This is a genomic window from Ruegeria sp. YTSA064 (genome assembly GCF_059610325.1).
In genome coordinates this window covers 14,940-34,898 of the sequence record NZ_JBXWNK010000016.1, presented here as the reverse complement: position 1 = coordinate 34,898, position 19,959 = coordinate 14,940, and the positions used below count along the sequence as shown (strand labels likewise).

Annotated in this window: 22 protein-coding genes; 14 read left to right on the top strand and 8 right to left on the bottom strand. The window is 57.1% G+C overall.

Annotated elements, in window-relative coordinates:
- Window positions 1-3: 3 nt before the first annotated feature.
- Window positions 4-468, top strand: a complete 465-nt coding sequence (locus AC2FI7_RS20530; protein ID WP_496816879.1) for a PTS sugar transporter subunit IIA — start codon at window positions 4-6, stop codon at window positions 466-468.
- A 582-nt stretch (window positions 469-1,050) separates the two neighbouring features.
- On the opposite strand, the gene dalA is transcribed toward AC2FI7_RS20530, so the two are convergent.
- Window positions 1,051-1,566, bottom strand: coding sequence for a divisome-associated lipoprotein DalA (gene dalA / locus AC2FI7_RS20525; protein ID WP_029622094.1), 516 nt, complete (start codon window positions 1,564-1,566; stop codon window positions 1,051-1,053).
- 169 nt (window positions 1,567-1,735) lie between these two features.
- Here dalA and AC2FI7_RS20520 point away from each other — a divergent pair, with 169 nt between their 5' ends.
- Both AC2FI7_RS20520 and AC2FI7_RS20515 read left to right on the top strand, forming a co-directional pair.
- The gene (locus AC2FI7_RS20520; protein WP_010442519.1) at window positions 1,736-2,335 is read left to right on the top strand and encodes a L,D-transpeptidase; all 600 of its coding nucleotides are present in this window, start codon (window positions 1,736-1,738) and stop codon (window positions 2,333-2,335) included.
- A 139-nt stretch (window positions 2,336-2,474) separates the two neighbouring features.
- Window positions 2,475-2,657, top strand: a complete 183-nt coding sequence (locus AC2FI7_RS20515) for a hypothetical protein (RefSeq protein WP_010442520.1) — start codon at window positions 2,475-2,477, stop codon at window positions 2,655-2,657.
- A 78-nt stretch (window positions 2,658-2,735) separates the two neighbouring features.
- On the opposite strand, the gene hemH is transcribed toward AC2FI7_RS20515, so the two are convergent.
- Both hemH and AC2FI7_RS20505 read right to left on the bottom strand, forming a co-directional pair.
- On the bottom strand, window positions 2,736-3,785 hold the full coding sequence (hemH, locus tag AC2FI7_RS20510) for a ferrochelatase (RefSeq protein ID WP_010442521.1): 1,050 nt from the start codon (window positions 3,783-3,785) through the stop codon (window positions 2,736-2,738).
- A 55-nt stretch (window positions 3,786-3,840) separates the two neighbouring features.
- Window positions 3,841-4,671 (bottom strand): methyltransferase domain-containing protein, encoded by an 831-nt coding sequence (locus tag AC2FI7_RS20505; protein WP_010442522.1) that lies wholly within the window; start codon window positions 4,669-4,671, stop codon window positions 3,841-3,843.
- On the opposite strand from AC2FI7_RS20505, the gene AC2FI7_RS20500 reads away from it, so the two are divergent.
- The 5 genes from AC2FI7_RS20500 (at window position 4,652) to AC2FI7_RS20480 (ending at window position 7,709) form a co-directional block, all read left to right on the top strand.
- Window positions 4,652-5,416: a double zinc ribbon domain-containing protein gene (locus AC2FI7_RS20500; protein ID WP_496816878.1), complete on the top strand. Its 765-nt coding sequence runs from the start codon at window positions 4,652-4,654 to the stop codon at window positions 5,414-5,416. The genes AC2FI7_RS20505 and AC2FI7_RS20500 overlap by 20 nt on opposite strands.
- 37 nt (window positions 5,417-5,453) lie before the next feature.
- The gene (gene grxC / locus AC2FI7_RS20495; RefSeq protein WP_010442524.1) at window positions 5,454-5,711 is read left to right on the top strand and encodes a glutaredoxin 3; all 258 of its coding nucleotides are present in this window, start codon (window positions 5,454-5,456) and stop codon (window positions 5,709-5,711) included.
- Complete coding sequence (locus tag AC2FI7_RS20490) at window positions 5,711-6,541, top strand: carbon-nitrogen hydrolase family protein (RefSeq protein ID WP_010442525.1); 831 nt, start codon at window positions 5,711-5,713, stop codon at window positions 6,539-6,541. Before grxC ends, AC2FI7_RS20490 begins: the two co-directional genes overlap by 1 nt.
- A 15-nt stretch (window positions 6,542-6,556) precedes the next feature.
- Entirely contained in the window at window positions 6,557-6,997 is a 441-nt protein-coding gene (locus AC2FI7_RS20485) for a MarR family winged helix-turn-helix transcriptional regulator (RefSeq protein WP_010442526.1), read from the top strand.
- 91 nt (window positions 6,998-7,088) lie between these two features.
- The gene (locus AC2FI7_RS20480; protein WP_029622097.1) at window positions 7,089-7,709 is read left to right on the top strand and encodes a hypothetical protein; all 621 of its coding nucleotides are present in this window, start codon (window positions 7,089-7,091) and stop codon (window positions 7,707-7,709) included.
- Window positions 7,710-7,777: 68 nt separating this feature from the next.
- On the opposite strand, the gene ubiG is transcribed toward AC2FI7_RS20480, so the two are convergent.
- On the bottom strand, window positions 7,778-8,524 hold the full coding sequence (gene ubiG / locus AC2FI7_RS20475) for a bifunctional 2-polyprenyl-6-hydroxyphenol methylase/3-demethylubiquinol 3-O-methyltransferase UbiG (RefSeq protein ID WP_010442528.1): 747 nt from the start codon (window positions 8,522-8,524) through the stop codon (window positions 7,778-7,780).
- Window positions 8,525-8,572: 48 nt separating this feature from the next.
- On the opposite strand from ubiG, the gene pip reads away from it, so the two are divergent.
- From pip to infB, 6 genes are all read left to right on the top strand, one after another.
- Window positions 8,573-9,550 (top strand): prolyl aminopeptidase, encoded by a 978-nt coding sequence (gene pip, locus AC2FI7_RS20470; protein WP_496816877.1) that lies wholly within the window; start codon window positions 8,573-8,575, stop codon window positions 9,548-9,550.
- Window positions 9,547-10,365 carry an ABC transporter substrate-binding protein gene (locus AC2FI7_RS20465; protein WP_010442530.1) on the top strand — a complete coding sequence of 273 codons (819 nt, stop codon included), beginning with the start codon at window positions 9,547-9,549 and terminating at the stop codon, window positions 10,363-10,365. Before pip ends, AC2FI7_RS20465 begins: the two co-directional genes overlap by 4 nt.
- 160 nt (window positions 10,366-10,525) lie before the next feature.
- The gene (rimP, locus tag AC2FI7_RS20460; protein ID WP_010442531.1) at window positions 10,526-11,116 is read left to right on the top strand and encodes a ribosome maturation factor RimP; all 591 of its coding nucleotides are present in this window, start codon (window positions 10,526-10,528) and stop codon (window positions 11,114-11,116) included.
- The gene (gene nusA, locus AC2FI7_RS20455) at window positions 11,116-12,729 is read left to right on the top strand and encodes a transcription termination factor NusA (protein WP_010442532.1); all 1,614 of its coding nucleotides are present in this window, start codon (window positions 11,116-11,118) and stop codon (window positions 12,727-12,729) included. The genes rimP and nusA overlap by 1 nt, the downstream gene beginning before the upstream one ends.
- Before the next feature lie 22 nt (window positions 12,730-12,751).
- A complete protein-coding gene (locus AC2FI7_RS20450) occupies window positions 12,752-13,375 on the top strand; it encodes an RNA-binding protein (RefSeq protein ID WP_010442533.1) in 624 nt (207 codons plus the stop codon).
- 8 nt (window positions 13,376-13,383) lie between these two features.
- The gene (gene infB, locus AC2FI7_RS20445) at window positions 13,384-15,861 is read left to right on the top strand and encodes a translation initiation factor IF-2 (protein WP_010442534.1); all 2,478 of its coding nucleotides are present in this window, start codon (window positions 13,384-13,386) and stop codon (window positions 15,859-15,861) included.
- 62 nt (window positions 15,862-15,923) lie between these two features.
- Here the strand turns inward: infB and AC2FI7_RS20440 are convergent, their stop codons facing one another.
- From AC2FI7_RS20440 to AC2FI7_RS20425, 4 genes are all read right to left on the bottom strand, one after another.
- Window positions 15,924-16,754, bottom strand: coding sequence for an alpha/beta hydrolase (locus AC2FI7_RS20440; protein ID WP_010442535.1), 831 nt, complete (start codon window positions 16,752-16,754; stop codon window positions 15,924-15,926).
- A 3-nt stretch (window positions 16,755-16,757) separates the two neighbouring features.
- Window positions 16,758-17,639, bottom strand: a complete 882-nt coding sequence (locus AC2FI7_RS20435) for a tryptophan 2,3-dioxygenase (protein ID WP_010442536.1) — start codon at window positions 17,637-17,639, stop codon at window positions 16,758-16,760.
- A gap of 63 nt (window positions 17,640-17,702) precedes the next feature.
- Window positions 17,703-18,731, bottom strand: coding sequence for an L-threonine 3-dehydrogenase (tdh, locus tag AC2FI7_RS20430; protein ID WP_010442537.1), 1,029 nt, complete (start codon window positions 18,729-18,731; stop codon window positions 17,703-17,705).
- Between the two features lie 14 nt (window positions 18,732-18,745).
- Complete coding sequence (locus tag AC2FI7_RS20425) at window positions 18,746-19,930, bottom strand: glycine C-acetyltransferase (protein WP_010442538.1); 1,185 nt, start codon at window positions 19,928-19,930, stop codon at window positions 18,746-18,748.
- Window positions 19,931-19,959: the final 29 nt, after the last annotated feature.

Below are 19,959 nucleotides of genomic sequence, written 5' to 3'. Positions count from 1 at the left end.
TTGATGGAGCTTTCGAGTATTCTAAAGCCCGAAGCGGTGCGTGTAATGTCCGCTGCGTCCAGTAAGAAGCGATTGTTTCAGGAAATTGGCGACGTAGGTGCTGCGACGCTTGGGCTGGATGCGCAGGCCATCGTTGAAAACTTGCTTGAGCGGGAGAGCCTTGGCCCGACTGGCGTTGGCCATGGTGTTGCGCTTCCACACGCTCGGTTGTCGGAACTGGAATCGGTCTCGGGTGTGTTTGTCATGCTCGAGAAACCCATCGACTTTGGCTCGGTCGACCGTCAGCCCGTTGATCTGGCGTTTTCGCTGTTTGCCCCTGAAGAAGCCGGGGTCGAGCATCTGAAGGCGCTGGCGCTAGTCTCGCGCACATTGCGTGAGCAATCGGTCTGCGCGAAGTTGCGGGCAAATCCTGATCCGGTAAAGCTGTATGCTATTCTGACCGAAGCTCAGTCGATGCAAGCGGCTTAAGGTACTAAGAAACGAAGAATGCGTTGAGCGACGGCAGGGTAATCATCTTTGGCGCCGCCTTTTGCGGGCAATACACGGCTGATCAGTCCAACTAAAGATGATCCCAAAGAAAACTGAATATGGCGGCTAGGTAGAGGCCGGCGATCACATAGATTTTGTGTCCTTCATCCACCCATTCCTGCATTGTTAATGTAAAGCACTTTAGGCGACATGCGTCGTGCGAACCTGTAAACTCGCCGCCGAGCATCAGGAATGTCGCGATTCCGCCGAACAAAATCAGCGATATCCATTTTCTGTTTTGTCTGGGTATCTTAATTCGCATTGGGATTGCTTAGAGGAACACGATGGATATCACCGTGAACTATGTCACGCTTTAGCAGATGCCGCGTAAGCAGCGTTAAAACCCAATGCAAGTTGCTATCCAACGCCACCACCTTTTTCGGATTGCCCTCTGTGCTCACTCATTATTTTGACCAAAATAGCGTCTCTGAAATGACAGCACCCTCGCAAAAGTCTGCGAGGGTGCTCGTTTCGCAAGGGTGATAGACAGTCAAAGGTTCGTTCGGCCTGCGACCGGAATACTCAGCCGCCGGTGCCCATCTCCAATGTCCACCAGATTTTACCGCCTTTTTCCTGATGCCAGGCAAAGCCCATCTGTGTGGCTTTAGGGTCCATTATTACCGCGCGCGATCCAGGTTCCTGCATCCAAGCAGCTAGCGTTTCCGTCTCGGTCTCATAGGTCTCCGAGATCGCTTCGCCCAGGAAGGTGCCATAATATCCAACCCGCGAAGCCCGATCCAGGGGGGAAGACCCATCCGACCCAAAATGCCAGGGCCGATTTTGGCGGGCCATGTCCTTCGAGTGAGTCTCGGCGGCTGCGTTCAGCTGTGCGTTCAACTGAACTTGCTGCAAACCCGAGGCTTGCCGCAGTGCGTTTACTGAATCCAGCATCCGGAACTGCAACTTCTCTGGGTTGCCGCGGATTTTATAGACGCTCGGCAATGGCCTGCCATCTGCACCAAGAGTTGTCGTACCCGAATCAGTACATGCGGCAAGTGCGACTAAACAAATCGCTAGAAGAGAAAGAATACGTGTCATGATCGGCCTGAATTTAGTGTCGACCACGGAAATAGCCTGCCTGAGCGCCCAGAGCAAACGTTCAAAGGTCCAACCTTGCGTGATTCTGCCGGTTTGATTTGCGACTGAAGCATTCTGGCCATAAAATATCACAGAAATTGCATTTACCCATAACAAAGGACCGCACAACATGGTCAAGAAAACTCTTTTGTCTCCGACGCGTCGCGGCTTTCTGGCGGCTGCCACCGCCAGTTTGGCTTCGCCTGCGTTAGCCCAATACATTCCGGGTGATCCGTTGCGCCCTGCGCCCGAACCTGAGCCTCAGGTACGACGCAATGTATCCGGATTCAGGGCGCTGGATTGGCAGCCTTACTTTTCCAATACCAGAAACGGGGCCATTCTGGTCGATACGGTATCCCGAGCGCTGCATTATTGGTCAGATGATCAATCCGTATACAAACTGTACCCCTCGTCAGTGCCATTGACCGAAGAATTGACCCGTCGTGGGCGCACCAGTGTCATCCGCAAAGTCGAGGGTCCAAGTTGGTCACCGACGCCATCGATGAAAAAACGCAACCCCGAATGGCCTGATTATATCCCGCCGGGACCTGATAACCCATTGGGAACGCACGCTTTATATCTGAGTTGGAAATATTATCGCATTCACGGCACCCATGATACACGCAAAATCGGCCGTCGGTCTTCGAACGGATGCATTGGTTTGTTCAACGAAGATATCGCTGAGTTGTTCTCAATGGCCAAGGTGGGTACGCAAGTGTTGCTAATTTGACGACATTTTCGCGCACGAACCTGCCATTTACGTAAGTTGCAATTGCAATCCATGGGGATAGCTGATTAGAAAAACTCACGAGGTAAGTCTTAGATGTGCGGTTTCGCTATTGGGAATCGCGCAAATTCTGGAGGTTAATATGAAGAAACTCGTTCTCGCTGCTGCTCTGACTGCTGCTGCTTCGACCGCATATGCTGGCAACCTGGAAGAGCCGGTTGTTGAAGCACCTGTCGTTGTCGAAGAAACCCAAGGTTCGTCGCAGGGCATCATCCTGCCGCTGATCCTGCTGGTTGTAGTTGCCGCAGCTGTTGCAGCAAGCTAAGTCGACGAGACTTTATCAATTTAAGAAGGCGGTGGTGCAAGCCACCGCCTTTTTTTGTGTGTTTGGTTAAGTGGGCCGTCATTCCAACCAGCCGCGCAAATTGTCTTGGATAACCTTGCTCAGTGCCGCGATATGCGAATCATCATCGTTGAGGCACGGGATATAGGTGAACGATTCGCCGCCCGCGTGTTCGAAGCTTTCCTTAATTTCTTCGTTGATCTCTTCCAGCGTTTCGATGCAGTCGGCAGAGAACGCAGGCGCGATAACGGCGATATTTTTCTTACCTGCCCGAGCAAGATCGGCCACATGATCGACGGTGTAGGGTTTCAGCCACTCTTCCGGCCCAAATCGCGATTGGAAGGTTGAGACAAGCTGGTCATCTGACCAACCCAAACGCTCTTTCAGAAGTCTTGAGGTTTTGACGCACTGGCAATGGTAGGGATCACCTTGCTGCAGATAGCGTTCCGGCATGCCGTGATACGAGCACACGAGGACATCCGGTTTGGTCTCCATCACTGCATAGGCACGCTCGACCGAACTTGCCAGTGCGTCGATATAAGAGGGTTCATCGAAATAGGCCGGCACAGTTCGGCTGGCCGGCTGCCAGGTTTCTTTCATCAATGCACGGAAGAATTGATCGTTCGCTGTGGCGGTCGTAGCCCCGGCATATTGTGGGTAGAGCGGGAAGAAAAGGATGCGATCACAGCCTTCTTCCACCATCTGGCGCACCTTTGAAGGGGTCGAAGGATTCCCGTAGCGCATGCAGAATTCGACCATGACCTGATCGCCGTACTGTTCGTGCATCGCCTCGCGTATCTTGGCGGTCTGGTCCTTGGTGATCGTCATCAAAGGGCTTTCACCCTTGTCGTGATTCCAGATCGACTTGTACGCTTCGCCTGAACTGAAAGGGCGTTTGGTCAGGATGATGCTTTGCAGAATGGGCTGCCATTTCCAGGCTGGATAGTCGATCACGCGCTTGTCTGACAAAAATTCGTTCAGATAACGCCGCATGGGCCAATAGCTATAATCATCAGGTGTGCCCAAGTTGGCCAGCAGGACACCGACACGTCCCGTTTTAATCTTGGGGTGCTCTGTGGACGCGTGGGTAGGACGAGTGGCATCAAACATGTGAAGCTTCCTGAATTTATGTGTCTGGCCTGAGATAACGGGAAAAGGCCGGTCGTCAATCGGGCAGTTTGCCCTCATCCGTGCCCAACGCATCGGCAAGGCGCATTTGGGCCGATCCCGGACGCAAAGGTTTGGGCTGACTGTCATCAGGGGACCAGCCTGTCAGGCAGACCAGTTCGTAAGTTCCCCTCAAACGGCCTTGGGAGGTTGTGAAATGAGCGGCATAGATTTCCTGCGCTTTCTCGAAAACAGCCCGCCGGGTCGGTTGTTTCAGACGATCTTGCAGCGCATTGGTTTCTCCCATCGCGCGCAAATCATGCATCAGATGGTTAAGATCGCGGTATTCGGCAGATAACGTTGCCTTGTCTGCAACGGGCAAAGCCAAACCAGCCCGTTGCAGCAACGCGCCCAGATCACGTAATTCTGCCATCGGTGCAATACGCGGGCTTAGACCGCCCGTAACCTCAATCTCCGCCTGACCCAGTGCCGCACGCAATTCCTGAAGGGTGTCACCTCCCAAGCAAACGACCAAGAGCAAACCATCGGGCTTCAACGCACGATGGCATTGGATTAATTGGCCAACCGGGTCGTTTGCCCAATGCAACGCCATCGCGTGTATCACTAGGTCATGCGCGCCTGGCGTCAGGTCCAGAACCTCATCATCCAGGATGATCCGGGTCTCGGTCCATAACCCTTCCCAGATGTGTGGGAACGGGGTCACGACGACAGGCGCCTTAAAGATTTTATTAACCATCGATAGACGATCCTGCACCTCGTCAACGGCGGCGCGATGCAGAAACAGCGCCTCATCCTGCGCGCGGCCGCGGTGGAGCGCGAGGGCAGCGCGGTCAAACAGAGAGGGTGCAGTGTCGGACGGCAGTTTCATAAGCCGCAAGTATCGCATTCGTCAGGGGATTCAAACCGTTGTCGAGATGATCTATCCCCCGCGTTGCCTTTCATGCGGTGCGCTGACCGAATCCGACTTTGGCCTCTGCGGTCCATGCTGGCGAGACACACCATTTATCGGCGGCTCAGTTTGCGAAAGTTGCGGCGTGCCGGTCCCCGGCGCACGGGATGGGTACAGAATCGAGTGCGACGACTGCCTAACAAGGCCGCGCGCTTGGCAGGACGGTCGGGCAGCTCTGTTGTATCAAGGGGGCGCCAGATCTCTGATACTGGCGTTGAAACATGGGGATCGTACGGATTTGGCGCGCCCGGCTGCGCGCTGGATGGCACGAGCCGGGTCCGAAGTGTTTCGCCCCAACATGTTGATCACGCCAGTCCCGCTGCATTGGTCCCGAATGATCCGCAGGCGATATAACCAATCCGCACTGCTTGCGCATCATCTGGGTCAGGAAACGGGTCTGGCCGTATGCCCTGATCTTTTGGTTCGAACCAGACGCACGCCTGTCCTGGATGGCAAAACAGCGGTTGAACGTGCCGCAGCACTCGCCGACGCCATAGCTGTACATCCGAAACGAGAAAGTATGTCACAGGGCCGCGATATACTTCTGGTCGATGACGTTATGACCTCGGGTGCGACACTGGAGGCCTGCGCGCGTGTCTGCCGTGCTTCAGGAGCAAATCATATTTTCGTGTTGGTACTGGCGCGCGTTGCCAAGGATGCCTAATTCGCCCAAGAATGTGCGAAACCCAAAGGGACGGAATATGAAGCCGGTAGAAATCTACACCTCGCCGCTTTGCGGCTTTTGCCACGCTGCCAAACGGTTGTTGAAGCAGAAAGGCGTCAAGTTCTCGGAAGTCGACGTGCTGATGCATCCCAAACGCAAACCCGAAATGATTCAGCGGGCGGGTGGGAAACGCACTGTGCCGCAGATTTTCATCGGCCAAACTCATGTTGGCGGTTGCGATGACCTCTACGAGCTTGAACGTCAGGGCAAGCTGGATCGACTGCTCGCGGCCTGATGCAGACCGCTCTGCTGCAAATCACCTCGTCGGACGACCCGGTCCAGAATCTGGACATGGTGCGCGCCATGATGGCTGAGGCGGCAGAGCAAGGCGCGGGCTTTATCTTGTCGCCCGAGGTGACGAACTGCGTCTCGACCAGCACTACGCGGCAGCGCGAAGTTTTGCAGCATGAAGAGGATGACATCACCCTGGCTGGCCTGCGCAAGCAGGCCGCTGATTTGGGTGTTTGGCTGCTGATCGGCTCTTTGGGGATCAAGACCCACGATGCCGATGGCCGCTTTGCCAACCGTAGCTTCATTATCAACCCGCAGGGGCAGATCGTGGCGCGATACGACAAGATCCACATGTTTGACGTGCAGGTCAGTGAGACCGAGACGTTCCGCGAATCGAAGAACTATCGCCCCGGCGAGAATGCCGTGATTGCTGAGACGGATTTCGGCAAAGTTGGTATGACGATCTGCTATGATATCCGCTTTCCGCATCTTTATGCAGCGCTGGCGCAGGCTGGTGCGCAGATTCTAACTGTCCCGGCAGCGTTTTCGCCGGTCACAGGTGCTGCACATTGGGAATCCCTGCTGCGCGCGCGGGCGATTGAAACCGGCTGCTGGGTGCTTGCCCCGGCGCAGGCTGGCGCGCATCCAAAGACGCGCGGCAAGACCCGATATACCCATGGCCACAGCATGGTCGTGGCCCCTTGGGGAGAGGTCGTCATCGACGCAGGCACCGATCCGGGCATTCACTTTTTCGAATTGCGTGATAGTTCTGTGTCCGAGGCGCGCCGACGCGTGCCCTCATTGACCCATGTACGGCCTTTCACAGGTCCCTGATCCAGAACCTGGCTTATGACGGACGAGAAAAATGCCCTGGCGGTCACGCTGTTCAGCGAAATACTGACCGCGGACCAGCTATTGCGCAACCGGCTGAGCCGGGTGCTGCCCAAGGGCATGGAAATCTCGCATTTCTCGGTGCTGAACCATCTGGTTTTTGTCGGAGACGAGCGTAGCCCGGCGCAGCTGGCCAACACGTTCCACGTGACCCGAGGGGCTATGACCAACACCTTGGCTAAGCTGGAATGGGCCGGATACATTCACATACGCCCCGACTGGGACGATGCCCGCCGCAAAATGGTCGCCATCAGCCCCGCCGGCCGCCGCGCGCGCGATCAGGCGATTTCCTCGATAGCCCCGCTGATCAACCGCGTCGTCGGAGAGCTGGGGCTGGAGCGCGTCCGCAGCACGCTGCCGGTGCTGCGGGATTTGCGGTTGCAGTTGGAGGGGGAGTAGGGTTTCTTCCATTTGATTGTTTTTATCGAGCGGGGAATCAACTCCGGCGGGAAGAAATGGATTGAGAGCTTACACACTTCTATTTGCCGTCATGGCGGTTCTGTTGACAGGTTGCGCCAAAAAGGCGGACTGGCATCAGAAAATGGTGCTGTATTTTGATACGCCGGACGGTCCGATGACTGCGTCAAGCGTTATCCGGGTGGATTTCACCGGCGCGATCGAATGGCTGGGCAGTATGGATGGGAATCATACAGACCTTACAGGCGAAGCGGTCGTGGCGGACCTTGGCGGGCGGTATCTTTTTGCATTGATTGAGGAAAATGCCGGTCCGTTGATTTGGCTGACCATGCTAAGAGAGTTTGATGACGTAGCCGGTTTCAAGGCTTCCACCCGCAAAATAAAACGGCAAACTGAACCTCTCGATGTGCCGAGGGACTTATGGCCGCGATTGGTGACCTTTGAAGATATCGATGACTCAGCATCGATTCAACTGGTGAATCCCGTTGATCTTACTGAGAGTTTCGGTCCGGGGTATAATATCCGTCGAGTGACAATTCAGGTCACGAAAGAACCAATCAGTAACGGAAAAATCGAGACAGTATTGGCCTGGTGGAACGAATTGACGACGCCGATTGGAGGTCCGCGACGACCGTATGCTGATCCTCTGTATGCAATTGGAAAATGGGATTTTGTAAAAGAAGATAAATCGTAGGATGGGTGCTTGCATCCATCGCGCATGTCTTGTCGTTGGAATGATGGGTGTAAACCACCATCCCACTCTCACCCCGACTTCACACTCGCCGTCACATAATTCACGCTCAAATCCCGGTCCGAGACCGACCAGCTCCACAGGATCGGATTGAACACGAACCCTTTGCGGTCCACCGGTTCCAGTCCGGCCTGGCGCAGCAGGTCGAACAGCTCATCGGGGGTGATGAACTTGCTCCACTCATGCGTGCCGCGGGGCAGCCAGCGCATGACGACCTCGGCCCCGAAAACGGCCATCGCATAGGATTTTGGGTTGCGGTTGATGGTCGAGCAGATCAGCAACCCGCCCGGTTTCAGCAACTGTTGCGAGGCTGTCAGGAAACCCAACGGATCGGCCACGTGTTCGACCACCTCCATGTTCAGCACCACGTCGAATTGCTCGCCCGCGGCGGCCATGTCCTCGGCGGTGGTGTGGCGATAGTCGATCTGCAGGCCAGATTGCTCGGCATGGATGCGGGCGACGGGCAGGTTGCCCTCGGCGGCGTCGGCGCCGACCACCGTAGCCCCAAGGCGGGCCATGGGTTCGCTCAGCAACCCGCCGCCGCATCCGATATCCAACAGGCGCAGGCCCTCGAACGGGCGCGGGGTCTTCAGATCACGGTCAAATTCGCCCGCGATCTGCTGTGTGATATAATCCAGACGGCACGGATTCAGCATGTGCAGAGGTTTGAATTTCCCATGCGGGTCCCACCATTCGGCGGCCATCGCCTCGAATTTCGCGATCTCTGACGGGTCGACCGTGTTCGGATGCGCTTGCATTCCTGTCTCCGTGTGCTCTTTTACGCTTAAGGACTATATAGGGCCGTAATGGATAAGTACCCGGACCAAAAGCGCGCAGTCCAATATCTTTACCCGCCGATCGATCCGTTCGATCAGCGCGTCGTTGATATGGGCGATGGGCACCGTATTTATGTCGAACAATGCGGTAATCCCAATGGGATACCGGTCGTGGTGCTGCATGGTGGGCCGGGTGGCGGTTGCAGCCCCGCGATGCGGCGCTATTTCGATCCAGAAGTCTACCGGGTGATTCTCTTTGATCAGCGCGGTTGTGGCCGCTCAAGGCCCACGGCCTCGGTCGAAGACAATACGACCTGGCATCTGGTCGCGGATATCGAACGGTTGCGAACGCTGTTTGATGTCGAGGACTGGATTGTGTTTGGCGGCAGCTGGGGTGCAACACTGGCTTTGATTTACGCGCAGACACACCCGGATCGGGTCAACCGTCTGGTGTTGCGCGGCGTGTTTCTGGCGACGCAGGCCGAGCTCGATTGGTTTTATGGTGGCGGTGCGGGCAAGTTTTGGCCGGAACAGTGGGCCAAGTTTGCATCCCTGTTGCCCGAGGCCGAACAGTCTGACGCGATCAATGCCTATCACAAGCGTCTCTTTTCGGGCGATCGTGCGACCGAGATCCTCTTTGCGCGCGCTTGGTCTCATTGGGAGAACGCTCTGGCCTCAATCCACACCAACGGATCGGTTGGGGAAAGCCCCGGGGAATACGCCCGTACCTTTGCACGGCTGGAAAATCATTATTTCAGGAACGGCGCGTTTCTCGAGTATGACGGCCAGATTCTGGACCAGATGGACCGTATCGCGCATATTCCCGGCCATATCGTGCAGGGAAGGTATGATATGATCTGTCCACCGCAAGCGGCTTGGAACCTGGCGCAACGATGGCCCGGCGTTGACTTGAAAATGGTGCGCCAGGCAGGGCACGCCTTGTCTGAACCGGGTATAAGCGTTGAGCTGGTCCGGATTATGGACCGCGTGGCGGAGGGTACGGCATGACCAGGATCGACCGTCGTGCAATGTTTGCCTCGGGTGCTGCCGCCGCCTTGCTGGCGGCGACGGGCGGGTCGCTGGCGGATACACCAAAGACAGGTGGCAAGTTGCGGCTTGCGGTTCCGCGCGATGAGAGTTTGGAAATATTAGCGCGCGGGGCCGTGTTCGACACCCTGACCGAAGTCGCATCAGATGGGACCTTGCGCGGCGAACTGGCAAAAGCTTGGCAGGCTGAAGAACACGCGCGTTTATGGAGCTTTGATCTACGCGACGACGCGATGTTCCATGATGGATTCGCCTTGCATGCAGACGATGTAGCTGCGGTATTTTCAGACATCGGACGCGCGGAGGCCCTGGCCCCTGATCGCGTTAGGTTGGAACTGGCCGCGCCCAATCCTGGTTTGCCCTTCTTGCTGGCCGACAGTCGGTTTGTCGTGACACGTGACGGGCAGGGAGTTACCCCATTGAACACGGCAACGGGCACGGGGTGCTATCGTGTAGAACGGGCCGAGGATTCTCGCCATTTCCTTGGGCGCAAGGTGGCGGGCCACTACAAAAATGGCCACGCGGGTTGGGCTGATGCGTTGGAAATCATTGTGATCCCTGATGCGCGTGTGCGGGCCGAGGCTTTGCGGGATGGATATGTGGACATTGCTGCCCTGCCCGAAGGTGATGAGCTTAAGGATCAACGCGGCCTCAGATACCATCCAGGTAAGACCGACATGGCGCTGGCGGTGGCCGCGCATGTCGGCATGCCGCGTCAGATTGGCAAGGGGTCGCTGGACGATGGGCGCATCGCCGAGCGGTGGTGGCTGGCCTAAATCCGATCACGATTTTCGCCGGGGGTTGCAGACTCGGAAAAGCCTGCGTATATGCAGTTACAACAGCGGCGCGTTGGACTTCTGGTCCGGGGCTCCACCGGGAATTTCGACGGGCCGCGCGCCCGTTTTTTTGTGCCCGATGACAGGGTAGAGAACCTGAATGACAAACGACCTGATAGCCAAAGCAGCCATTGACCGGCGACTGGCCGAGATCATCACACCCGTGATCGAGGATCTGGGGTATGAGCTGGTGCGCATCCGCCTGATGAGCGGCAAGACCACCACGATGCAGATCATGGCTGACAAGCCCGATGGCGGCATCGAAGTAGATGACTGCGCCGAGATTTCGAACGCAGTGAGTGCCACGCTGGATGTCGAGGACCCGATTCTTGATGCCTATACGCTTGAAGTGTCCAGCCCCGGCATCGACCGCCCTCTGACCCGTCTCAAGGATTTCGAGACCTTCGAAGGATACGAGGCCAAGATTGAGACCGCTGAACTGATCGACGGCCGCCGCCGCTTTAAGGGTGAACTGGCCGGGATCGAAGGGGATGAGGTACTGATCAATATTCCCGAAGGGGACGAGACGATCACCATCGGTCTGCAATTCGACTGGCTGAGCGACGCCAAGCTGGTCCTGACTGATGACCTGATCAAGGAAATGCTGCGCCAGCGAAAAGACGCCGGTGCCCTGAACGAAAACGCTTTCGACGAGATTGAGACCGAAGGGTCCGAAGAGGAGACGAACTGATGGCAATCACCTCAGCCAACCAGCTGGAGCTGCTGCAGACCGCCGAGGCCGTGGCCCGCGAAAAGATGATCGACCCCGGTCTGGTTGTCGAAGCGATGGAGGAATCGCTCGCCCGTGCCGCCAAGAGCCGTTACGGCGCCGAGATGGACATCCGCGTGTCCATCGACCGCAAAACCGGCAAGGCGACCTTTACCCGCGTCCGTACTGTGGTCGAGGATGAAGAGCTTGAAAACTATCAGGCCGAGTTCACCGTCGAGCAGGCCAAACAATATATGGAAAACCCCGAGGTTGGTGACGTCTTCGTAGAAGAGGTTCCGCCGGTTGAAATGGGTCGTATTGCTGCTCAGTCCGCCAAGCAGGTGATCCTGCAAAAGGTTCGCGAAGCTGAGCGTGACCGTCAGTACGAAGAATTCAAGGATCGCGCTGGCACCATCATCAACGGTGCCGTCAAACGCGAAGAGTTTGGCAATGTCATCGTCGATCTGGGTGGGGCCGAGGCTGTTCTGCGCCGCAATGACAAGATCGGCCGCGAAAGCTATCGCCCGAATGACCGCGTGCGCGCCTATATCAAGGAAGTGCGCCGCGAAGTTCGTGGTCACCAGATCTTCCTGTCGCGTACCGCGCCGGAATTTATGGCTGAGTTGTTCAAGATGGAAGTGCCGGAGATTTATGATGGCATCATTGAGGTCAAGGCGGTGGCTCGTGACCCCGGCTCACGCGCGAAGATCGCCGTGATTTCCTATGATGGCTCGATTGACCCTGTTGGTGCCTGCGTTGGTATGCGCGGCAGCCGGGTACAGGCCGTTGTGAACGAGCTGCAGGGTGAAAAGATCGACATCATCCCGTGGAACGAAGATCAGCCGACTTTCCTGGTGAACGCTCTGCAGCCTGCTGAGGTCTCCAAGGTGGTTCTGGACGAAGAAGCCGGAAAGATCGAAGTTGTGGTGCCTGAGGAACAACTGAGCCTCGCCATCGGTCGCCGCGGTCAGAACGTGCGTCTGGCCAGCCAATTGACCAATCTGGACATCGACATCATGACCGAAGCCGAAGAATCGGCCCGCCGTCAGAAAGAGTTCGAAGCCCGTACACAGCTGTTCATGGAAACGCTGGATTTGGACGAGTTCTTCGCGCAACTGCTGGTTTCGGAAGGATTCACCAACCTCGAAGAAGTGGCCTATGTCGAAATCGAGGAACTGCTGGTCATCGACGGTGTTGACGAAGGCACTGCGCAAGAACTGCAGACGCGTGCTCGTGAATTCCTGGAAGCGCAGGCCAAGGCAGCTTTGGATGCCGCGCGCGCTCTGGGCGCCGAGGACAGCCTCATTGAATTCGAAGGCCTGACACCCCAGATGGTAGAGGCGCTGGCTAAGGACGATGTGAAGACGCTGGAAGACTTCGCAACCTGTGCCGATTGGGAACTGGCCGGTGGCTGGACCACAGTTGATGGTGAGCGCATCAAGGATGATGGTGTTCTGGAACCTTTCGGCGTGACGCTGGAAGAGGCTCAGGACTTGGTCATGACGGCGCGCATCATGTTGGGCTGGGTTGATCCGGCTGAATTGGAGCAGGCCGAAGAAGACGGCGAAGCAACCGATGAGGAGGTCGAGGCCTGATCTCAGGCCTCGGGTGGCTGGCATGGGTCGCGGTGGCGTCCAAAAGGATCGGTCGGAAGGCCCTGAACGCAAGTGCATCGCCACTGGCGAGATTCAGCCTAAATATGGCTTGATCCGCTTTGTGGCAGGGCCGGACGGTCAGGTCTTTCCCGATGTTGCGGCTAAATTGCCGGGGCGCGGGGTCTATGTGGCGGCGGATCGCGCCGCGCTGGACAAAGCAGTGAGTAAGAAACTGTTCTCGCGTGGGTTCAAGGCGCAGGTGAGTGCGGCCAAGGATCTAACAGATGAGGTCGAAAAACAGGTGGCGCGCCGGGTGATCGAGCTGATCAGTTTGGCGCGCAAGTCCGGAGATGCGGTCGCCGGGTATGAAAAGGTCAAATCGTGGCTGGACCGGGAAGATGCCCAGGTATTGATTCAAGCCTCCGACGGATCGGGGCGCGGTAAGTCGAAACTCAGCACGCCGCACTTTGGAAAATACATCGGCTGGCTGACTGCGGATGAGCTTGGGGCGGCATTTGGGCGCCAAACCGTGATTCATGCGGCCATGGCCTCTGGCGGACTCGCCAAACGTGTTGTAGAGGAAGCGCAGCGCCTGCGTGGCTTGCGCGAAAAGGATGACGGCGGCAAGGGCCGCTCGGAAGGGTAAGAAGCTTAATGAGCGATAGTGACGGCAAAAAGACATTGGGTCTTCGTGGCGGGGCACGCCCCGGAAATGTGAAACAGAGTTTCAGCCACGGACGCACCAAGAATGTCGTGGTGGAGACCAAACGCAAACGCGTGGTCGTACCCAAGCCGGGCGCGACCAAACCAAGTGGTGGTGCGGCACCTTCGGGTGATCCTTCGCGTCGTCCGGCGGGTATTTCCGATGCGGAAATGGCGCGCCGAATGAAGGCGTTGCAAGCTGCCAAAGCGCGCGAGGCTGAAGAGGCCGCTGCGCGCGAGGCACAAGAGAAGGCGCGTGAAGAAGAACGTGCGCGCCGCCGGGCCGAACAGGAAGCCAAGGAACGCGAACAGCGTGAGGCTGAAGAGCGTGCTCGTGCCAAGGCCGAGGAAGAAGAACGCAAGCGCAAAGAGGCGGAAGAAGCTGCCAAGCGCGCTGCTGCGGCACCCGCGCCCGAAGAACAACCGCGTACGGCACGCGGTCCGGCCAACAAACCGGCGCCAGCGGCTACACCCCGCAAGCAAGACCGCGAGCGCGAGCAGCGTGGCCGCGGCAAAGGCCGTGACGACAACCGCCGTTCGGGCAAGCTGACACTGGGTCAGGCTACCGGTGGTGAAGGTAATCGTCAGCGTTCAATGGCTGCGATGAAGCGCAAGCAGGAGCGTGCGCGCCAGAAAGCCATGGGCGGCCCGGTCGAGCGGGAAAAGGTGATCCGCGACGTTCAGTTGCCCGAGGCGATCATGGTTTCGGAACTGGCCAACCGTATGGCCGAGCGCGTGGCTGACGTTGTCAAATCGCTGATGCAGATGGGCATGATGGTCACGCAGAACCAGACCATCGACGCTGATACCGCTGAGCTGATCATCGAAGAGTTTGGGCACAAGGTGACCCGCGTCTCTGATTCGGATGTTGAAGACGTCATCAAAGAAGTCGAAGACAGCGATGACGATCTGCAGCCGCGTCCGCCGGTCATCACCATCATGGGCCACGTTGACCATGGTAAGACATCATTGCTGGATGCGATTCGTGACGCGCGCGTTGTGGCGGGCGAAGCCGGTGGCATTACCCAGCATATCGGCGCCTATCAGGTGAAAACCGATGGTGGCACCACGCTGACCTTCCTTGATACGCCGGGCCACGCGGCCTTTACTTCAATGCGGTCGCGCGGTGCTCAGGTCACAGATATCGTGGTCCTGGTTGTGGCTGCCGATGATGCGGTGATGCCGCAGACGATCGAGGCGATCAACCACGCCAAGGCGGCCGAAGTGCCGATGATCGTGGCGATCAACAAGGTCGATAAGCCGGATGCGAACCCGGACAAGGTGCGGACCGATCTGCTGCAGCACGAAGTCATCGTCGAAAAGATGTCAGGTGAGGTTCAGGACGTCGAAGTGTCCGCCATCACCGGTCAAGGTCTCGATGAACTGCTGGAAGCCATCGCGCTGCAGGCCGAGATTCTGGAACTGAAAGCCAACCCCGACCGCGCCGCCCAAGGTGCCGTGATCGAGGCGCAGCTTGATGTGGGCCGTGGTCCCGTTGCCACCGTTCTGGTTCAGAACGGCACTTTGCGTCAGGGCGATATCTTCGTCGTGGGTGAGCAGTATGGTAAGGTCCGCGCGTTGATCAACGACAAAGGCGACCGCGTCAAAGAAGCCGGCCCGTCGGTTCCCGTTGAGGTTCTTGGTCTGAACGGTACGCCTGAAGCGGGCGACGTTCTGAACGTGACCGAGACCGAAGCGCAGGCCCGTGAGATTGCTGCCTATCGTGAGCAAGCAGCCAAGGACAAGCGCGCCGCAGCTGGTGCCGCGACCACCCTTGAGCAGCTGATGCAGAAGGCCAAGGAAGACGAGAACGTCACCGAGCTGCCGATCTTGATGAAAGCTGACGTGCAGGGTTCTGCCGAAGCCATCGTTCAGGCGATGGAGAAGATCGGCAATGAGGAAGTGCGCGTACGCGTTCTGCACTCAGGTGTTGGCGCGATTACCGAAACGGATGTCGGTCTGGCCGAAGCTTCGGGCGCTCCGATCTTTGGCTTCAACGTTCGTGCCAATGCGTCAGCGCGAAACACCGCGAACCAGAAAGGCGTCGAGATCCGGTATTATTCGGTGATCTATGACCTCGTGGATGACGTGAAAGCAGCCGCATCCGGCCTGCTGAGCGCTGAAATCCGCGAGAAGTTCATTGGTTACGCCGAGATCCGCGAAGTCTTCAAGGTTACCGGCGTTGGCAAAGTTGCCGGCTGTCTGGTCACCGAAGGCGTGGCGCGTCGTTCCGCAGGTGTTCGTCTGCTGCGCGACAACGTGGTGATTCACGAAGGCACGCTGAAGACGCTGAAGCGTTTCAAGGACGAAGTGACTGAGGTTCAGTCGGGTCAGGAATGCGGTATGGCATTCGAGAACTACGACGATATCCGCGCAGGCGACGTGATCGAGATTTTCGAGCGCGAAGAAGTGACCCGGACGCTCGACTGATCTGGCTTCCAGCGAGAGATTTAAGACAGCGGCTCAATTGGGCCGCTGTTTTCTTTTTGGGGCTATTCGCCGCGCGACGACAAAAACGAGCCCGAGGGCATGATGATGTCGAAGTGATGTTTACCCTGTTGAAGGTCGAAACTGACCGAATGCCCTGCTTTTCGTAGCAACTCCGCATAGTCACGGCTTTGTCGAACAAATTCTGGTGTATCTCTTTCAGCAACCGTTACCCTGTAGCGCGGCCCCGGCGCGGGCAGATTGAGGCATGGGGAAAGATCGTGAATCTCGACCTTAGTCAGTTGCAAGGGATCATTTACCGAAGTTAGGCTAATCGGCTCCAAATCGTAAACGCCACTGATCAGAATTACGTTACGCACTCTTAGACCCGCCTGCGCCAACGCGCTGGATGAGGTGGCCATGACCATCGCTACCAGATGCGCACCTGCGCTATGACCTGACAGGGTGATGTTTGATGGATCGAAGCCCAATAACTCGGCCTGTGATGCAAGCCACAGCAAGGCATCGCGACATTCTTCGACCATCTGCCCCAACCTAGCTTCAGGGGCGAGTGTGTAATTCAGGGTCGCAAAGGCCTGCCCGTTTTCGTGTAGCACCGGTGCCATCGGGGCGGATTCGCGCTGGCTGAGCGCCTGCCAATACCCTCCGTGAATGAACACATGCAAAGGTGCGTTTGCGTCTGAGGAGGGGAAGAAATCCAGAACCTGCGCCGGACTGTCGCCATAAGCAAGGTTTTCGCGCACATCCATCCGTGTCCGGGCCTGAGCGCTGAGCGCAACATAACTGTCCAGATATGGCGTCAGATCGCCACCAATCATCGAACTGGGGGAGTATTCCTGTTCAAGTTGATCTTGGGTGAACCCGCGATATAGCATGCCTCAGTCTCCCGAATACATCAGCTCGGTGCGCATATCGTAGAGGTCGTGGAAGAAGCGCAATTCCAGCGCCTTGCGCAGAAAGGCCACACCGCTCGAGCCACCTGTTCCGGGTTGCATCCCGATGACCCGTTCGACTGCCGTAGCGTGGTCGAAACGCCAGCGCTGGAACAGCGATTCGACGTCCATCAGCTTTTCAGCCAGAGCATAGAGGTCCCAATACTTGCCGGTATCCTGGAAAATCTCGCACCAGATTTTCACGACGCGCGGGTCGCCGGAATAGGATTGTGAATAGTCACGTTCGATCAGGTCTTGCGGTACGTCAAACCCTTGCCGTGCCAGCATGTGCAGCACTTCGTCATAAAGGGACGGCTTGGTTAGCGCTGCGCTCAGCATCTCCATGACCTCCGGATCGTGTTCATGCACCTTGAGGGTCGAAGCATCCTTGTTGCCCAATATGAACTCGATCTGGCGATAACCGTAACTCTGAAAGCCTGACGAACTACCTAACGCATCGCGAAACGTCATGTAGTCGGCGGGCGTCATGGTCAGCAGCGTTTCCCAAGCGGTGATCAACTGCCGCTGGATCGCCTTGATCCGGTCGAGATTTTTCATCGCCGGGCCGAAATCATCTTGCTGCAGGAAGCGCCGCACTTCGACCAGCTGGTGATGCATCAACTTCAGCCATAGCTCGCTGACCTGATGGATGATGATGAATAACATCTCATCGGGCTGAGCAGGATCCTGAAAGGTTTTTTGCAGATTCAACAGGGTTTTGAGTTGCAGAAAGTCGCCATAGCTTTTGCGATGCGTCTCAGCGAAATCGGTGACCAGAGAATCCTCGATTCCGCGTTCCAGCAGTCGGTCATCTTTCGTGCTGCCCATCTTGCTCCTCCGGTTGGTTGCTCGATCCCTGTGTATGGGCCAGTTTTGCAACTATCCAGAGGGTCAGGTCCAGTCCAGAACAACTTTGCCGGACAGGCCCGACTTCATTGCTGCGAAACCTTCGGCAAAATCGTCAACACCAAACTGATGGGTGATCACGCGGCTTACGTCCAAACCGTTCTGCAGCATAGCAATCATCTTGTACCATGTCTCAAACATCTCACGGCCGTAGACGCCCTTGATGGTGATGGCTTTAAAGACAATTCGGCTCCAGTCGACCGGAGATTGGCCCGGTGGGATGCCCAGCAGGGCGATCTTACCGCCCATGACCAGCGCTTCGACCATCTGATCCAAAGCTGCCTGCGAGCCCGACATCTCCAAACCCACGTCAAAACCTTCTTTCATCCCCAGTTCGGTGATGACATCGGACAACTCTTCTATGGTTACATCGACCGTACGTACCGACTGCACCACATGTTCCGCCAGTTTCAGCCGATCTGCATTGATATCGGTGATTACGACGTTTCGCGCACCTGCATGGCGTGCGACAGCTGCTGCCATTATGCCGATCGGGCCTGCGCCTGTTATCAGAACATCCTCACCCAGCAGATCAAAGCTCAGCGCGGTATGAACCGCATTGCCCAGCGGGTCGAGGATCGCACCAATCTCATCCGGCACATCATCTGGCAAAGGTATCACGTTGAAGGCGGGCAGTTTCAAAAATTGCGCAAAGGCACCTTGTTCGTTTACGCCGATGCCTCGCGTTCCGGGGTCCAGATGGAACTTGCCAGCGCGACTCTGGCGACTTTCGGTTCCGATCAGGTGCCCTTCGCCCGAGCAGCGCTGGCCGATCTCAAGCCCGGTAACATTACGACCAATCTCGACTATTTCGCCAGCGAACTCGTGGCCGGTGATCATCGGCACTGGTACTGTGGCTGCGGCCCAGTCATCCCAATTCCAGATATGGATATCTGTGCCGCAGATGCCGGTTTTGTTTATGCGGATCAGTACCTCGTCCGGTCCAATCTCGGGCACTGGGGCCTGAACCATCCAAAGGCCTTCCTCGGGCTTGGATTTTTCCAGTGCTTTCATCGTGTTGGGTCGCATCAGATCACCCCCAATTCCTTGCCGACCTTGCCAAAGGCCGCGAGCGCGCGATCCAATTCATCCTTTGTTAGAGCCGCATTCATCTGCGTTCTGATCCGGGCCTGACCGCGCGGAACGACGGGGAAGAAGAAGCCCGAGACATAGACGCCTTCATCAAACAACCGCGACGCCATGTCTTGCGCAAGCGTTGCGTCCCCGAGCATCACCGGGATGATTGGGTGCTCACCGGGCAACAGATCAAAGCCCAGTTTCTCCAAACCGGCGCGCCAGTATTTGGCGTTGCCGAACAGTTGCGCGCGCAGCATGTCGCCCTCTTCAACCAGACGGATTGCTTCCATACCGGCAGCGACGATGGACGGCGGCAGCGAGTTTGAGAACAGATAGGGCCGCGCCCGCTGCCGCAGCAGGTCGATCACTGGCTGCGGCCCGGCGATGTAGCCGCCGATTGCCCCCCCAAGTGCCTTGCCCAGAGTTCCCGTCAGAATGTCCACGTCGACGCCGAAGTGATCCGGCGTGCCCGCACCGTTTGGCCCCATGAAGCCCGTGGCGTGGCAATCATCGACCATGACGATGGCGTCGTACTTGTCGGCCAGCTCGCGTATTTTTGGCAGATTGGCCAGATAGCCATCCATCGAAAAAACGCCGTCGGTGGCGATCATGATATGCCGCGCCCCGTCCTCGCGCGCCTGTTTCAACCAAGCCTCGAGGTCATTCATGTCATTGTTTAGATAGCGATAGCGTTTGGCCTTGCAGAGCCTTACGCCATCGATGATTGACGCGTGGTTCAGGCTGTCCGAGATGATGGCGTCTTCAGGCCCTAACAAAGGCTCAAACAGCCCGCCATTGGCATCGAAACAGGCAGCGAACAGAATTGAATCATCTTTGTTCAGGAACTTGGCCAGCCGTTGCTCAAGCTCGCGGTGAATATCCTGCGTGCCGCAGATAAAGCGGACAGAGGCCATGCCGAACCCTTTCGGTTCCATGGCGTTTTTGGCGGCGTCGATCAGGGCGGGGTGATCGGCCAGGCCCAGATAGTTATTGGCGCACAGGTTGATGACCTGCTTTCCGCCCACAGTAATCTCACCGCCCTGAGGCGAGGTGATCATTCGTTCACGCTTGTACAGACCTTCGGATTCGATCTGCTTAAGGGTGTCCGTGATGTGGGACAGGAATGCATTTGCCATGGCGACCTCCGTTCATCTGAGTCGCGCTT

What these genes read in the sequence shown, in the direction of transcription:
- AC2FI7_RS20425 (WP_010442538.1), bottom strand. Translation starts at nt 19,930, where the DNA reads ATGGCAAATGCATTCCTGTCCCACATCACGGACACCCTTAAGCAGATC.
- hemH (WP_010442521.1), bottom strand. Translation starts at nt 3,785, where the DNA reads ATGTTTGATGCCACTCGTCCTACCCACGCGTCCACAGAGCACCCCAAG.
- AC2FI7_RS20530 (WP_496816879.1), top strand. Translation starts at nt 4, where the DNA reads ATGGAGCTTTCGAGTATTCTAAAGCCCGAAGCGGTGCGTGTAATGTCC.
- AC2FI7_RS20450 (WP_010442533.1), top strand. Translation starts at nt 12,752, where the DNA reads ATGGGTCGCGGTGGCGTCCAAAAGGATCGGTCGGAAGGCCCTGAACGC.
- AC2FI7_RS20440 (WP_010442535.1), bottom strand. Translation starts at nt 16,754, where the DNA reads ATGCTATATCGCGGGTTCACCCAAGATCAACTTGAACAGGAATACTCC.
- dalA (WP_029622094.1), bottom strand. Translation starts at nt 1,566, where the DNA reads ATGACACGTATTCTTTCTCTTCTAGCGATTTGTTTAGTCGCACTTGCC.
- AC2FI7_RS20480 (WP_029622097.1), top strand. Translation starts at nt 7,089, where the DNA reads ATGGCGGTTCTGTTGACAGGTTGCGCCAAAAAGGCGGACTGGCATCAG.
- ubiG (WP_010442528.1), bottom strand. Translation starts at nt 8,524, where the DNA reads ATGCAAGCGCATCCGAACACGGTCGACCCGTCAGAGATCGCGAAATTC.
- pip (WP_496816877.1), top strand. Translation starts at nt 8,573, where the DNA reads ATGGATAAGTACCCGGACCAAAAGCGCGCAGTCCAATATCTTTACCCG.
- AC2FI7_RS20465 (WP_010442530.1), top strand. Translation starts at nt 9,547, where the DNA reads ATGACCAGGATCGACCGTCGTGCAATGTTTGCCTCGGGTGCTGCCGCC.
- grxC (WP_010442524.1), top strand. Translation starts at nt 5,454, where the DNA reads ATGAAGCCGGTAGAAATCTACACCTCGCCGCTTTGCGGCTTTTGCCAC.
- AC2FI7_RS20485 (WP_010442526.1), top strand. Translation starts at nt 6,557, where the DNA reads ATGACGGACGAGAAAAATGCCCTGGCGGTCACGCTGTTCAGCGAAATA.
- tdh (WP_010442537.1), bottom strand. Translation starts at nt 18,731, where the DNA reads ATGAAAGCACTGGAAAAATCCAAGCCCGAGGAAGGCCTTTGGATGGTT.
- AC2FI7_RS20505 (WP_010442522.1), bottom strand. Translation starts at nt 4,671, where the DNA reads ATGAAACTGCCGTCCGACACTGCACCCTCTCTGTTTGACCGCGCTGCC.
- nusA (WP_010442532.1), top strand. Translation starts at nt 11,116, where the DNA reads ATGGCAATCACCTCAGCCAACCAGCTGGAGCTGCTGCAGACCGCCGAG.
- AC2FI7_RS20520 (WP_010442519.1), top strand. Translation starts at nt 1,736, where the DNA reads ATGGTCAAGAAAACTCTTTTGTCTCCGACGCGTCGCGGCTTTCTGGCG.
- rimP (WP_010442531.1), top strand. Translation starts at nt 10,526, where the DNA reads ATGACAAACGACCTGATAGCCAAAGCAGCCATTGACCGGCGACTGGCC.
- infB (WP_010442534.1), top strand. Translation starts at nt 13,384, where the DNA reads ATGAGCGATAGTGACGGCAAAAAGACATTGGGTCTTCGTGGCGGGGCA.
- AC2FI7_RS20435 (WP_010442536.1), bottom strand. Translation starts at nt 17,639, where the DNA reads ATGGGCAGCACGAAAGATGACCGACTGCTGGAACGCGGAATCGAGGAT.
- AC2FI7_RS20490 (WP_010442525.1), top strand. Translation starts at nt 5,711, where the DNA reads ATGCAGACCGCTCTGCTGCAAATCACCTCGTCGGACGACCCGGTCCAG.
- AC2FI7_RS20515 (WP_010442520.1), top strand. Translation starts at nt 2,475, where the DNA reads ATGAAGAAACTCGTTCTCGCTGCTGCTCTGACTGCTGCTGCTTCGACC.